Raw genomic sequence first — 12,819 nt, 5'->3', positions numbered from 1 at the left:
GCGCACGGCAAGCCACGGCCGCAGAAAATCTCACAGCGTCATTTTTTGCCCAAATCAAAACGGATGATGGCTTCCCCGCTGGCAGTGGTACGCTGCGCTGGCCGGAAGGCGTGGCCATAGATAATTTCGAAACTCAGGCCGAGCTTGCCGTCAGCGCGCCGGAATTGCTCCAGCGCAGCAAGCATGCGCCGCCAACCGCGCGCGCCGCACAGGCCGCGCCGCCGGGTCGCCAGCGGATTGCCGCCCCAGGCACGCACATCGGCCAACAGCTTTTCCGCCGTATCGTAGGTAACAGTGATGGTTTCCATGTCCATGACCGGCGTGGCGAAGCCAGCCTGGACCAGCATGTCGCCAAAATCATGCATGTCGACGAATGGCAGGCTGTGGGGCGCTGCGTCCATCTCCGCAAAAGCACTGCGCAATTCCTTGAAAGTGTCCGGGCCGAAGCAGGAAAACATCAGCAAGCCATCCGTGCGCAGCACCCGGCGCCATTCGGCGAATACCTGGTCGGGCTGCGGGTGCCAGTGCAAGGCGAGGCTGGACCAGACCAGGTCGACCGCATTGGCGGCCAGCGGCAATTGCGCAAAATCGCCGGCCACCAGCAAAGGGGCGCCCTGCCGACCCGGCAGCACGGCCTGCGGCAGCCACTTGCTCAAGAGACGATTTACCGAAGACATGGCGCCCAGTTGCCGGCTTTGCGCCAGCGCCAGCATGGCGGGCGCGGCATCCAGCCCCAGCAGGCGCGCCGCTGGATAACTGCTTTGCAACAGAGGCAAATCGGCGCCTTCGCCGCAACCCGCATCGAGCACGTCTTGCGGGGCCAGTCGGACCAGTTGCAGGCGCTCGTGCATGCGCTGTGCGACTTCGCGGCGCATGAATTGGGAATCCTGCAGGCGCTGCGGACGGGCAAAGGTGCGCCGCACGCAGGCAGGATCGATGGGAGCGCTGGACTGGCCTGGCTGGATGGGGGAAGTTGGAGACGCCACGGGAATTGTAATGTTCAATGCGATAATAGAGAGTCTTGCCTGGTCCGCCAGTTTACACGCTTACACGCGCGATAGCCTGAAAGCCCGATTGCCCATGCTTGCCGAATCCCGTCTGTGGCTGCAGCGCTGCCTGCGCCATCTGCCGCAACTGCTGCCGTCGTCCTGCGCCCTGTGCGGCGCCAGCGACAGGCAGGCGCTGTGCGCCGGCTGCCATGGCCATTACTTCAGCAAGGCACTGGCGCGTTGCCGGCAATGCGCCGCGCCCTTGCCCGCTGCCGTTGCAGCCGATATGCCCGGCGCGTCGGATGCGGATGGCGCCCCCGGCCGATGCGGTGATTGCCTGGCGCAGCCGCCAGCCTTCGACATCACCGTGACCGCCAGCGACTACCTGCCGCCAGTCGATCAACTGGTGATGGCGTTGAAATTTGGCGGCAGGCTGGCGCTGGCGCCGCTGTTTGCACAATTGCAGCGCGACGCCCTGCTGCGCAGCCAGGCCCTGACAACGCCCCTGCCGGACTGGCTGACGGCGGTGCCGCTCGGCCCACGCCGACTGCGCGAGCGCGGCTTCAACCAGGCGCTGGAAGTCGCCAGGCCGCTGGCGCACCACCTGGGCCTGCCGCTGTATCCGCAACTACTGCAACGCCTGCGTGATACCCGCGCACAATCGCAGCTGCATCAGGATGAGCGGCAGGGCAACCTGCGCGAGGCATTTACGGTCTCGCAAGAATTTATCGACACGGTGCGCGGCCGCCATGTCGGCGTGGTAGACGACGTGCTCACCACCGGCGCCACGCTCAACGAAGTAGCCGCCACCCTGAAACGCTTCGGCGCGGCACGCGTGACCAATCTGATCTTTGCCCGGACCCCGCCCAGGCAAGCAAAGCAATAGGAGTCCAACTTGTTTCATGTCGTTCTGGTAGCACCGGAAATCCCGCCGAATACCGGCAACATCATCCGCCTGTGCGCCAACACCGGCGCCCAGCTGCATCTGATCGAACCGCTCGGCTTCCCGCTGGACGACGCCAAGATGCGGCGCGCCGGCCTCGATTACCATGAATATGTGACAATGAAAGTGCACCGCGACTGGGCTGCCTTCCTGGCGGCCGAGTCGCCTGACCCGGCGCGCATGTTCGCACTGACCACCCATGGTTCGACGCCGTTTGCCTCAATCGCTTTCCAGCCGGACGATGTATTCGTGTTCGGTTCGGAAACCCGGGGGCTGGATCCGGCGCTGCGCGAGAGTTTCGCGCCACAGCAACGCATCCGCCTGCCCATGCGCCCCGGCAACCGCAGCCTGAACCTGTCCAATACGGTGGCAGTGGTGACGTACGAGGCGTGGCGGCAGAATGGCTATGCCGGCGGCGCATGAGCGCGGCGTGCGCCTTGTCTTGCCTTGTTATAATCGTCGGCAACTGCGACCACCCTCACCACCAACGTTTTCTGAAAGACGCCTCATGTATCTGCGCTTCATTCTCGCCGCACTGATTGTTGTCACTGCCCCGCTCCATGCACGCGATTACCAGGCGGGCAAATTATTCATCGAACAGCCAACAGCTCGCCCGACCCGGCCGGGCCAGCCTGGCGCCGCCGCTTACATCAATATCGAAAACCGCGGCAGCACGGCGGACCGCCTGGTCGGCGCCAGTTCGCCGGTTGCCGGCACGACGGAAATCCATGTGATGACGATGAACGGCAATGTGATGAAGATGCGCGAAGTCGGCGAGATCGCCATCGACTCCGGCGCCACCGTCGTGATGCGGCCTGGCGAAGGCTACCACATCATGTTGCTGAACCTGAAAAAGCCACTCAAGGCAGGCGAACGTTTTCCGCTGACCTTGCGTTTCGAGAAAGCGGGCAAGGTTAAAGTATCGGTAGAAATCAGCGACCAGATCAGCGGTGTCAACCCCCACGGAAATGTAGCCGGCGGCACCGGACACTAAGCGCCCCTGTCATCGGCTCGCCATCCAGGCGCGCAAAACTGCGCCAACTCAATCGCCCGTAAAAAAAGCCGCAGCGTCATGCTGCGGCTTTTTTGTTCCGTTTGGGACCTTACGCGGCCGCCGGTGCCGGCAGGCGCGCGATGATTTCCTTGCGAAAGCGATTCAGCTCCTGCACCGATTCGAACTTGCGCTCGAACAGCAAAGACATGTTGTGCAGGATACGGTCCACCACTTTCTTTTCCCACTCGCTGTCGAACTTGATCTGGCTATCGAGCCAGTGTTCCAGCCATTCCGGGTCGGGCAGGCGGCTTTGCACGGTATCGTTGGGGAACAGCGCCTGGCTGACGTGCAAGTTGGTCGGATGCAGCGGCTTTTCGGTGCGGCGCGCAGAGGCCATCAGCACGCCGATCTTGGCGAAAGCGGCGCGGGCGGAATCACCCACTTCGACCAGCGCCTTTTTCATGTAGCGCAGGTAGGCGCCACCGTGGCGCGCTTCATCCTGGCTGATGATCTTGTAGATTTGCTTGATCACCGGTTCAGTATGCCAGTCGGAGGCGCAGCGGTACCAGTGGTTCAGGCGAATCTCGCCGCAAAAATGCAGCATCAGCGTTTCCAGCGCAGGGGCCGGATCGAATTCGAAACGTACGTTGTGCAGCTCGGCTTCAGTCGGCACCAGATCAGGGCGGAAGCGGCGCAGGTACTCCATCAGCACCAGTGAATGCTTTTGCTCTTCAAAGAACCAGACCGACATGAAGGCGCAGAAATCGCTGTCGCCCCGATTATCCCGCAAGAACATTTCGGTGGCGGGCAAAGCCGACCACTCGGTGATCGCATTCATGCGGATGGTCTGCGCCTGCTCGTCGGAGAGCTTGCTCGCGTCAAACTGATCCCAAGGAATATCGGTTTCCATATTCCAACGAACTTGTTCCAGGGATTTAAACAATTCGGGGTACAACATACTTGAACGTGCCTTTGAAAATTGGATAAGTATTTGATTTTACCAAGAAAAGCGACGTTCTTGTACTGCCAGAACGGTAGCGGTAACAGAAGACGTCATGGCGCAACATGGCGTGATATAAAAAATTTAACCACTATCCGCTACGATTTGCCGTTGATTGTGACGTATTCCTAGCCTACCGCCAGACTGTGCTGCCGGTGCCATCGCTGGAATTGCGCGGCCGGCATGGGCCTGCTCAACAAATAACCTTGCCCCAGATCACATTTGCATTTACGCAACAAAGCGAACGCCGCTTCTGTTTCAATGCCTTCGGCGACCACCTTGACGCCGAGCCGCTTTCCCAGCGCAATGACGGTTTCAGCGATCGCAAGGGAACGGCTGTCGGTGTCAATGTTGCGGATAAACGATTGATCGACTTTCAATTTATCGAACGGCAGATGCGCCAGCCGGCTCAGGCTGGAATAACCGGTGCCGAAATCGTCTAAAGCAATTTGCAATCCCAGGTCCTTCAGGCGAACCAGGGTCTGACCAGCCTCATCCACCTGTTTCATGACGGCGCTTTCAGTGACTTCCAGCTCGAGCCAGGACGGATCGATGCCGGAACTGCGGACAACATCGGCCACGCTCTGGTAGAAATTACGGGCGCGAAACTGCACCGGCGAGACGTTGACGGCGATGCGCAAGACGGGCAAGCCCTGCGCCTGCCATTGGCGCATCTGCCGGCAGGCTTCCTGAATGACCCAGGCACCGAGCTGGTTGATGGCGCCATTGGCTTCGGCGACATGGATGAATTCGTGCGGCATCATGACTTCGCCATCGGTTTGCGGCCAGCGGATCAGTGCTTCGGCACCGACGATGCGCCGGGTGCGGGTATCGACCACGGGCTGGTAATACAGCTCGAACTCGTTTTGCTCGATGCCCTGCTGTAATTTTTGCTCAATAGCAATGGCACGCTGAATATTATTCTGCAGCGCCGGCATGAAGAACTGGTAGCCGGCTTGCCCGCTGTCCCGGACGTGGCGCATGGCGGCATCAGCATGGCGGATCAGGGTGTCGATGTCGTCGCCGTCGTCCGGATAGAGGCTGATGCCAATGCTGGGCGAGGCGCGCAGGTCAAATTCGCCTGTCTGGTATGGCTGGCGCAGGACTTCCAGCAGATGCGCAGCCGAATTGGCAAGATCTTGCCCGGACTGGACATCGCTCAGGACCACCACGAATTCGTCACTGCCCATGCGACCCACCAGGTCGCTGCCACGCACATTGCGGCGCAGGCGCCGGGCGATTTCCTGCAACATGCTGTCGCCGGCTTCGCGGCCATAGGCGTCGTTGAGCGACTTGAAGCGCTCGAGATCAAAGAACAGCACAGCCAGCTTGCCGTCGCTGCGCCTGGCCGCGCCCAGCAGCAGTTCGCCAAACTCATACACCAGCGCGCGGTTGGGCAAACCCGTCAGTACATCGTGCTGGGCGGCGTGCACCAGTTTTTCCTCGGCATCTTTCTGTGCCGTGATATCCGTCCACATGGCGCATACGCCCAGAGGTTGAGCCGTATCCAGGTGGGTGATCGGGAAACGCGTAGTCAGGTAGGTGCGGCTTTTGCCATCTTTATGCAGACGTTCCTCGACTTGCTGCAGCAACGCGCCATCGCGCAAGGCCCGCTGGTCACCATGCCAGAAACGGTCGGCCATGTCGCGCGGAAAAAGCTCATACACATTGCGACCAACCACGCTTTCCGGGGTCTTGCCCAAGGTGTCCAGCAAACCGCGGTTGGCCATCACCAACCTGCCCTCCAGGTCCTTGATCGATACCAGCGCTGGCGAATTGTCCAGCAGGCTATGCAGGTGTGACTTTGTGCGCAACAATTCCTCTTCGATTTCCGGGCGCTGCGGCACTGCAATACGTCGGCTTTGCAGGATCCCGCCGAGCGCACTGGCAACCAGACCGAAGGCCAGCAGCAAGAGCAACTGTGGCAACTGTGGCAATTGCGGCAATTGCGGCAATTGCGCGATCTGAGCCCCAAGGTCGCCGGAAAGCCACCAGCCAGCAGTCCCGCCCAGCAAACTGGCCGCGATGCCGGGCAGATAACCGCCAAACAATGCAGCAACGGCGATTGCGGGAACGAACCATAAAAAGGGGGCGGGCGGGCCGGCCAAATATGGCTGCAAGATAATGAACAGGGCCCCAGCCACGAAAAGAGCAATCCCGGCAACCAGCCAGGCATCAAGGGCGCGCCTCGAAGTAAGACAGGATTTAAGATGTTTTAAATGCATCGATGCAAAAATGGGGCAAAAAACCGCTCACCTCATCCAGAAATGAACAGAATAATTAAATCCCCACCTAAAGATCTTGCGTTTACGCTAGCGCAGTAACAAAAACCAAGACTAGACGTGCAATTGAGAGATGCTTGAAAGCAAAACCGTTAAAAAGAGGCTTAAGCTAGCCACCAATCGCACAAATTGTGGAGGATGGGGTGTTAGTGAGATGAGGCAAGTCCTTACTGTTTTGAAACAAGCAAGTTTGACTAGCCATGCCCTTGCTTAGTTCGCACTTCAGACGAGTGCGCTTCAAACTTCGGCATTTTAAAATTGAAGAAATACTTTTTGCTGCTGCGATAGCTTTGCGCATACGAAAAAAAGCCCCCTTTTCAGGGGGCTTCTAAAAAAGGCCCGGTATTGCCTTCATCGCAATTTCCCTGTTTGCTTGCTGCTTCCTGTCTCCACCCAGTCTCGCTCAAGCCCAGGCGCGTTTGATTGCGCCTTAAGGAATGCTTTCTATACTGCAGGAAGGACCTTAGGCGAATCTTAAGAATCGCGGTTCCGTCACAAGAATTCACAAATAACGACGCCTGATACGAGAAATTGCAGACAAGATGATGGGGGAATGATCAATTTTCCGGTTGAGAGATGCCTTCTGGCAACGGAAACTTCACTTTGATCGCCAGGCCCCCGAGGGCAGCCTGGCCGAGTTCAACGCTTGCATGGTAGCGGTCAGCAATTGCTTTGACGATCGCCAGGCCCAGGCCACTGCCGCTCACATTGGTACCGGGAACACGATAGAAACGGTCGAAGATACGGCCGCGGTTTTCCGGCGGGATACCCGAGCCGGAATCTTCGATGGAAAGCACCGCATGTTCGTCATCGGTGACCAGCTTTACTTGCACCAGGCCTTGCTCAGGGGTATAGCGGATCGCATTGTCCAGGAGGTTGCGTACCAGCATACGCAAGCTTTCAACGTCGCCGCGCACCCGCGTATTCGGCAGCGTGCCATAGCGCAATTCAATCTGCCTGGAGAAAGCCAGCGGCGTCATTTCATCCGAGGCCTGCTCGACACAATCGGCCAGCGACACCAGCGTGCCGGGGGCGGTTTCGGACAATGGGTCTTGCCGGGCCAGCACCAGCAACTGCTCCATCAAATGCGAGGCCCGATCGACACCGCCCTGCAGCCGCGCAATCGCCTGCGTGCGCGCCGTCTCGTCGCGAGCCCGGGACAGGGTTTTGACCTGCAGCGTCAGCGCCGTCAGCAAGGAGCGCAATTCATGCGCGGCATCGTCGACAAAACGCTTTTGCGCCTGCAATGCCTGCACCATGCGCCCCAGCAGCGAATTGACCTCGGCCACCAGGCGCGAGACTTCCTGCGGCACGCCGGCATCATCCACCGGCGCCAGCGAATCGGCATTGCGGTTGGCGAGGTCGCGACCGATGCGATCCAGCGGCGCCAGTGCCGATGTGACCACCCACCAGACCACGCCCAACAGCAGCAACAGCACCGGGATCGATGGCCACAGCGCTTTCATCGCCAGCGAAATGGCGCGGCTGCGCCGGGCTTCCAGTTTTTGCGCCACCTGGATCATGCGGGTTTCATTGCGCACGCCGAACACGCGCCAGTCGCCGTTGTCGAGCGTAACATTCGAATAACCGAGCACCCCCTGGTTCGGCAGCGAGCTGTAGCGGCGCGACTGATAGACACGCACGCCATCCTCGGTCCAGATCTGGATCACGAATTCGAAAGCGTTGTCGTTGTCGTGCGGCGAGGAATACCACTGCTCTTGCTGGAACGGGCTATCCTGCAGCGCCAGCGCCATCTGCTGCATGTGGTAGTCGAACAGCTTGTCGGCCTGGCTCATGGCAGTGCGAAACGACGTCGTGAACTGCACTGCCGACGCCGCCACGATTGCCACCCCCAGCAAGAGGATCAGGCGGATGCGCAGCGAACGCATCATGGCTTGTCCACCATGTAGCCGAGGCCGCGCACGTTGAGGATGAACTGGGCACCGAGCTTCTTGCGCAGGCCGTGTATATAGACTTCGACGGCGTTGCTTTCGACCTCGGCGGACCAGCCGTACAGGCGTTCTTCGAGCTGGCTGCGCGAGAGAATGGCGCCCGGGCGCGCCACCAGCGCCTCCAGGATCGACCATTCGCGCGAGGATAGCAAGACCTGGCTGCCGGCCGACAGCACCTGGCGGGTTTCGCAATTGACGGTCACGTCGCCTTTGCGATAGACCGCTTCGACACCGCCGCGGGCGCGCCGCACCAGCGCATGCAGGCGCGCCAGCAGCTCCTCCAGGTCGAATGGCTTGAGCATGTAATCGTCGGCGCCGCTGTTCAATCCGAGCACGCGCTGCGCTACCGTGTCGCGCGCGGTCAGCACCAGCACAGGAAGATTGTTTTTCCGTGCGCGCAAGCCGCGCAAGACATCGATGCCATCCTTTTGCGGCAAACCCAGGTCCAGCAGCATGGCATCATAAGTGCCGGCGAGCAGCGCGGCCTCGGCATCGGCGCCGCCGCGTACCCACTCGGCAGTAACGCCCTCGCCTTCCAGGGCTATCTGGATATTCTCGCCAATCATGGGGTCGTCTTCGACCAGCAATACCTTCATGTACTCCCTTTGCAATCGCCAGGTGCGCTTTGCACCAAGCATTGATTGTAGGCGCGCATGTGCCAGGCTGCAAACCCTGACCAGAGTGGCAAGACAGGCTGATGATGTTTTCTTGAGGAAACATTGGTTTGCCATTCGCACAATTGCGGTGGAAAAGCTTGTCTGTTTTTCATATCAACGAAACAACTGAGGCCGTACAGTGGAGGTCGATCACAATCCGGCCTGGCGATAAGCGACAAGGCGCCAGGTCTTTCAATCAGGGAGTCAACAATGTATTCCGGAATCATCCACCTCACGCCGATGGCAACGTTCTTGCTCATCCTGGCATCAATGCAGATCAGCTTTTTAGCAGTCAGCCTGTACCTGCACCGCGGCCAGACCCACGGGGCGATCAGTTTCCACCCGCTGCTGAGTCATTTTTTCCGTCTGTGGCTGTGGCTGACCACGGCCGGCCTGGTGACCAAGCAATGGGTAGCGGTGCATCGCAAGCACCACGCCAAATGCGATACCGAGGATGACCCGCACAGCCCGCAAGTCCATGGCATCGGCAAGCTGCTCACGCAAGGCACCTTGCTCTACCGCCGCGCCGCCCGCGACAAGGACATGGTCAAGATGTATGGCCTGGGAGTCAAGGAAGACTGGCTGGATCGCACGCTGTACGTCAAACACCCTTTTATTGGCGCGCCGCTGTTCCTGCTGGTGAATATCGTGCTGTTCGGATTCGCCACGGGGCCGCTGGTATGGCTGTGCCAGGTGATCACCGTGCCCTTCTGGGCATCCGGCTTCGTCAATGGCCTGGCCCACTATGTCGGGTATCGCAACAATGTCACCCGCGACGCCTCGCGCAACCTGTTCCCGCTCGGGGTGTTCCTGTGCGGCGAGGAATTGCACAACAACCACCATGCCCGCCCGGGTTCGGCCAAGCTGTCGCAAAAATGGTGGGAGCTCGACATGGGTTGGGTGGCAATCCGCCTGTTTTCCATGGTCGGACTCATCAAGATCAACCGGATCTGATCAACCAAATTTGAAGTCGGCGCCAAAAATCACCCCAAGGTGTTCCGCCTGGAGCATCGAGCGCCGATGCAGATGCGGTGGGTAACACGCCCGCTGGCGCGCTACCCACCGGCTTGAAGTTGAAGCCGATTGAACTTCAAGCCTTGAAATACACTCTTTCCCGGCCTTTTCCCTGGTCGCTGATCGCGCCGGATTTCAGCATGCCGGAGATTGCTGCCACCAGGCGCGAACGCAACTGGGTCAGCTCCTCGGGCGTCGCCTTGAAAGGCATTTGCGCAGCAGCGGCATGCAACAACGCTGACATGGTTTGCTTTTGTCCGGTGAGCAGGTTCGGGAAAAAGTCGCCGCCGGTGGCGGGAAGACGGCTGGCGCCCCTCGCCTGACGACCTGGCTTCGTCACTTTTTTCGCAGCGCCAGGACGCCTGCCGCGCCGGCCCGTACTTACCTTGCCACTAGGAATTTCTTCTGCGATCTCAAGGTCGAGCATATCCTCATCGCCGATCTCGTCAAGTTGATGAATTGCGGAGTTCAAGGCTTCGACCCGGGACTGATAGTAAGCAAGTCCGGACTGTACATGTTCAAGTTCTGCGCGTAGCGAGGATTTGGCGGAACTGATATTCGACATGGCATCTCCTGTATAAAATCAACGATAAAGTCGGTTCATTCTATGGGGCGATTTTTTTTCATGTTTGCTTTGACTCATGAACTTAACAATAAATTCACCCGATTTCGGCACTGATACTAGCGCCGACATGATTTGTACATGAAGCCCCGAATGAATTCATGTCTATGCCATACTAAGATCAATTTAAAACCATGGCTTGCTTGCAGATGAAGCAGGGACGGAATCATGGTTCATCTCGCCCGCAACAAGAGTTCCGCTCACAGCATGTATATACCAAAACTATTTGAAGAAACGCGCGTCGATATAATGCACGAACTGATTCGTGCGCAGCCGCTTGCCACCTTGGTCACGCTCGGCCCGGACGGCCTTAACGCCAACCATATTCCGTTGCACATTGCATCCGATACTGGTGCACATGGTGTCATTGAAGGCTTGCTGGCGACGGGCGCGCCGGAGGGAATGGAGATGGCGCAACTAATGAAAGAAAATCCGCCTGCATGAACCGGGACGCCTACAACAGCATATCGGCGCAATGGAATGTCGCCCAAAAGGCATGTGACAGCTACTTCCGTCATTGATCGCCATGCAAGCAGAAAGCCTGCAACTCCTGGTCACCTGGACCATGCCCTTCGGGAAGTACAAGGGCAGGCTGCTGGCCGACCTGCCCGGACATTACCTGGGATGGTTTGCACGCGAGGGCTTCCCGCCGGGGCAGCTCGGCAGTCTCCTCGCGCTGATGTATGAGCTGGACCATAACAACTTGCGGCATTTGCTGGATCCATTGCGTGGTCCAACCGGCGGCCGCTAGCCGGCGGTATGAATTTTCTTCAGAACCTGTTCGATGGCGCCGGCGTCTCATGCCGGGATTTGGCGCGGCACTGCCGTACCGCCAGTTAAAATTTAACATGACGCAAGCATCCATTGCCCTACCCGCGTTCCTCCACATGAGGCCGTTACAATTGCCCTGCATATTTCCCTGAACGGCCTGTACGGATTACTGGTCTGCTTCCGGCTTTTTATAGTTCTCGGGAACGCGCCAGGCTTTACCTTCATCCAATGTCGCACTAACGCCAACAAATGGGGGCAGTATGCATCCAGCAGGAATAAAGACATTGAACACAGGATGTACCGATATCGAGCTTGTTCAGGGAATTTGCGCTCACGCTCCCCACGCATTCGAGCTCTTGATGCGGCGACACAACCAGACCCTGTACCGTACTGCACGCAGCATCCTGCGCGATGATACCGAGGCCGAGGATGCGGTACAGGAAGCTTATCTGCTGGCCTACCGCAACATCGACAAGTTTCGTGGAGATGCCAAATTGTCGACGTGGCTGACGCGCATCGTCATCAATGAAGCCATTGCCCGGTCACGCAAGAACCATCGTCGCGCCGAAGTGATCCGGCTGGACGGCGAGACGGAATTGAATGGCGATGCCACCGAGGTGAACATGAATGACAGTGCTCCGGAATCCCCTGAACGTGCCGCGATGCGGGCTCAGGCGCGCGCCATGCTCGAGGCCAAAATCGACCAGTTGCCGGATACATTCCGTACCGTATTCGTTCTGCGCGCGCTGGAAGAAATGAGCGTCGAGGAAACTGCAACCTGCCTGGATATCCCGGAAGCCACCGTCAGGACGCGCTTTTTCCGGGCCCGTAGCCTGTTACGGGAAGCGCTGTCGCGGGAAATCGACTTTGCCTTCGAGGAGGCCTTTACTTTCGACGGCGAACGCTGCAACCGCATCGTGGCCGGCGTGTTGGCACGGCTGAAAGCAACTGAATAATACCCGGTCAGGCGATGCCTGACTGTTTGCAGCAACCACCCACAGGAGAACCGCCATGTCTTTTCTGATTTTCGCCAACGATCCCGCACCAGTGACTTCCCGCCGCGCATTCATGAGCAAATCCGGTTTGCTGCTGTCCGGCGCCGCAGTCGCCCTGCTGGCCGGCCAGGATGCTCTGGCCGCCAAAGGCGGCAAGGCGGCGACTTCCGACGTCAACATCCTGAACACGGCCTTAGGCGCCGAGCATGAAGCGATTGCCGCTTATCAGCTGGGTGCCGAGAGCGGCCTGCTGCAAAAACCGGTGCTCGACCTGGCCGTGACCTTCCAGGGCCATCACAAGGAACATGCGGATTTGCTGTCGAAGACGATTGCCAAACTGGGGGGCAAGCCGGTCTTGGCCAAGGAAAAATACATCTTTCCGACCGATACCCTGAAAACCCAGGCAGACGTGCTGCGCTTCGCCGCCATGCTCGAAAAAGGCGCGGTCAGCGCCTATCTGGGCGCCGTGCCGCTGTTCGGCAACCGCGACCTGGCCAAGGCTGCCGCCAGCATCCTCGGCGACGAAGCGATGCATTGGGCGATCCTGCGCAACGCCCTGGGCGAAGTGCCGGTGCCCTCGGCATTCGTGTCATAGCAGATC

At 59.1% G+C, this 12,819-nt stretch carries 14 protein-coding genes; 8 read left to right on the top strand and 6 right to left on the bottom strand.

The annotated features are described in order from the left end of the window. Nucleotides 1-38 precede the first annotated feature (38 nt). Nucleotides 39-986 (bottom strand): methyltransferase domain-containing protein, encoded by a 948-nt coding sequence (locus D3878_RS19780; RefSeq protein ID WP_233556401.1) that lies wholly within the window; start codon nt 984-986, stop codon nt 39-41. Nucleotides 987-1,080: 94 nt separating this feature from the next. On the opposite strand from D3878_RS19780, the gene D3878_RS19775 reads away from it, so the two are divergent. The 3 genes from D3878_RS19775 (at nt 1,081) to D3878_RS19765 (ending at nt 2,926) form a co-directional block, all read left to right on the top strand. Beyond that, nucleotides 1,081-1,875: a ComF family protein gene (locus D3878_RS19775; RefSeq protein ID WP_119787045.1), complete on the top strand. Its 795-nt coding sequence runs from the start codon at nt 1,081-1,083 to the stop codon at nt 1,873-1,875. A gap of 9 nt (nt 1,876-1,884) precedes the next feature. After that, a complete protein-coding gene (trmL, locus tag D3878_RS19770) occupies nt 1,885-2,355 on the top strand; it encodes a tRNA (uridine(34)/cytosine(34)/5-carboxymethylaminomethyluridine(34)-2'-O)-methyltransferase TrmL (RefSeq protein ID WP_119787044.1) in 471 nt (156 codons plus the stop codon). Nucleotides 2,356-2,440: 85 nt separating this feature from the next. Beyond that, nucleotides 2,441-2,926, top strand: coding sequence for a copper chaperone PCu(A)C (locus D3878_RS19765; RefSeq protein ID WP_119787043.1), 486 nt, complete (start codon nt 2,441-2,443; stop codon nt 2,924-2,926). Nucleotides 2,927-3,035: 109 nt separating this feature from the next. On the opposite strand, the gene D3878_RS19760 is transcribed toward D3878_RS19765, so the two are convergent. The 4 genes from D3878_RS19760 to D3878_RS19745 form a co-directional block, all read right to left on the bottom strand. Beyond that, entirely contained in the window at nt 3,036-3,884 is an 849-nt protein-coding gene (locus tag D3878_RS19760) for a ferritin family protein (protein WP_119787042.1), read from the bottom strand. 170 nt (nt 3,885-4,054) lie between these two features. Further along, nucleotides 4,055-6,034, bottom strand: coding sequence for a putative bifunctional diguanylate cyclase/phosphodiesterase (locus tag D3878_RS19755; protein WP_158592337.1), 1,980 nt, complete (start codon nt 6,032-6,034; stop codon nt 4,055-4,057). Between the two features lie 731 nt (nt 6,035-6,765). After that, nucleotides 6,766-8,100 (bottom strand): ATP-binding protein, encoded by a 1,335-nt coding sequence (locus tag D3878_RS19750; RefSeq protein ID WP_119787040.1) that lies wholly within the window; start codon nt 8,098-8,100, stop codon nt 6,766-6,768. Beyond that, on the bottom strand, nt 8,097-8,756 hold the full coding sequence (locus D3878_RS19745; protein ID WP_119787039.1) for a response regulator: 660 nt from the start codon (nt 8,754-8,756) through the stop codon (nt 8,097-8,099). The genes D3878_RS19750 and D3878_RS19745 overlap by 4 nt, the downstream gene beginning before the upstream one ends. Nucleotides 8,757-9,026: 270 nt before the next feature. On the opposite strand from D3878_RS19745, the gene D3878_RS19740 reads away from it, so the two are divergent. Next, a complete protein-coding gene (locus D3878_RS19740; protein WP_233556400.1) occupies nt 9,027-9,770 on the top strand; it encodes a fatty acid desaturase in 744 nt (247 codons plus the stop codon). A gap of 136 nt (nt 9,771-9,906) precedes the next feature. Here the strand turns inward: D3878_RS19740 and D3878_RS19735 are convergent, their stop codons facing one another. Then, a complete protein-coding gene (locus D3878_RS19735; RefSeq protein WP_119787038.1) occupies nt 9,907-10,395 on the bottom strand; it encodes a hypothetical protein in 489 nt (162 codons plus the stop codon). Nucleotides 10,396-10,620: 225 nt separating this feature from the next. Here D3878_RS19735 and D3878_RS19730 point away from each other — a divergent pair, with 225 nt between their 5' ends. The 4 genes from D3878_RS19730 to D3878_RS19715 all read left to right on the top strand — a co-directional run bounded on the left by D3878_RS19730 (nt 10,621) and on the right by D3878_RS19715 (nt 12,813). Then, complete coding sequence (locus D3878_RS19730; RefSeq protein WP_199688215.1) at nt 10,621-10,896, top strand: FMN-binding negative transcriptional regulator; 276 nt, start codon at nt 10,621-10,623, stop codon at nt 10,894-10,896. An 82-nt stretch (nt 10,897-10,978) separates the two neighbouring features. Next, nucleotides 10,979-11,203: a DUF3820 family protein gene (locus D3878_RS19725; protein WP_119788022.1), complete on the top strand. Its 225-nt coding sequence runs from the start codon at nt 10,979-10,981 to the stop codon at nt 11,201-11,203. Between the two features lie 280 nt (nt 11,204-11,483). Next, a complete protein-coding gene (locus D3878_RS19720) occupies nt 11,484-12,179 on the top strand; it encodes an RNA polymerase sigma factor (protein WP_119787037.1) in 696 nt (231 codons plus the stop codon). A 112-nt stretch (nt 12,180-12,291) separates the two neighbouring features. Then, on the top strand, nt 12,292-12,813 hold the full coding sequence (locus D3878_RS19715) for a ferritin-like domain-containing protein (RefSeq protein ID WP_420799586.1): 522 nt from the start codon (nt 12,292-12,294) through the stop codon (nt 12,811-12,813). Nucleotides 12,814-12,819 lie beyond the last annotated feature (6 nt).

The sequence above is a fragment of the Noviherbaspirillum sedimenti genome, from assembly GCF_003590835.1.
Taxonomy (GTDB): Bacteria; Pseudomonadota; Gammaproteobacteria; order Burkholderiales; family Burkholderiaceae_D; genus Paucimonas; species Paucimonas sedimenti.
Note: the sequence above shows the minus strand (reverse complement) of the source record. Positions and strands in the feature narration are given on the sequence as shown.

Excerpts from the sequence above, each read along its gene's own strand:
- D3878_RS19775 (WP_119787045.1), top strand. The coding sequence starts at position 1,081 with ATGCTTGCCGAATCCCGTCTGTGGCTGCAGCGCTGCCTGCGCCATCTG.
- D3878_RS19765 (WP_119787043.1), top strand. The coding sequence starts at position 2,441 with ATGTATCTGCGCTTCATTCTCGCCGCACTGATTGTTGTCACTGCCCCG.
- D3878_RS19760 (WP_119787042.1), bottom strand. The coding sequence starts at position 3,884 with ATGTTGTACCCCGAATTGTTTAAATCCCTGGAACAAGTTCGTTGGAAT.
- D3878_RS19750 (WP_119787040.1), bottom strand. The coding sequence starts at position 8,100 with ATGATGCGTTCGCTGCGCATCCGCCTGATCCTCTTGCTGGGGGTGGCA.
- D3878_RS19745 (WP_119787039.1), bottom strand. The coding sequence starts at position 8,756 with ATGAAGGTATTGCTGGTCGAAGACGACCCCATGATTGGCGAGAATATC.
- D3878_RS19740 (WP_233556400.1), top strand. The coding sequence starts at position 9,027 with ATGTATTCCGGAATCATCCACCTCACGCCGATGGCAACGTTCTTGCTC.
- D3878_RS19735 (WP_119787038.1), bottom strand. The coding sequence starts at position 10,395 with ATGTCGAATATCAGTTCCGCCAAATCCTCGCTACGCGCAGAACTTGAA.
- D3878_RS19730 (WP_199688215.1), top strand. The coding sequence starts at position 10,621 with ATGGTTCATCTCGCCCGCAACAAGAGTTCCGCTCACAGCATGTATATA.
- D3878_RS19725 (WP_119788022.1), top strand. The coding sequence starts at position 10,979 with ATGCAAGCAGAAAGCCTGCAACTCCTGGTCACCTGGACCATGCCCTTC.
- D3878_RS19720 (WP_119787037.1), top strand. The coding sequence starts at position 11,484 with ATGCATCCAGCAGGAATAAAGACATTGAACACAGGATGTACCGATATC.
- D3878_RS19715 (WP_420799586.1), top strand. The coding sequence starts at position 12,292 with ATGAGCAAATCCGGTTTGCTGCTGTCCGGCGCCGCAGTCGCCCTGCTG.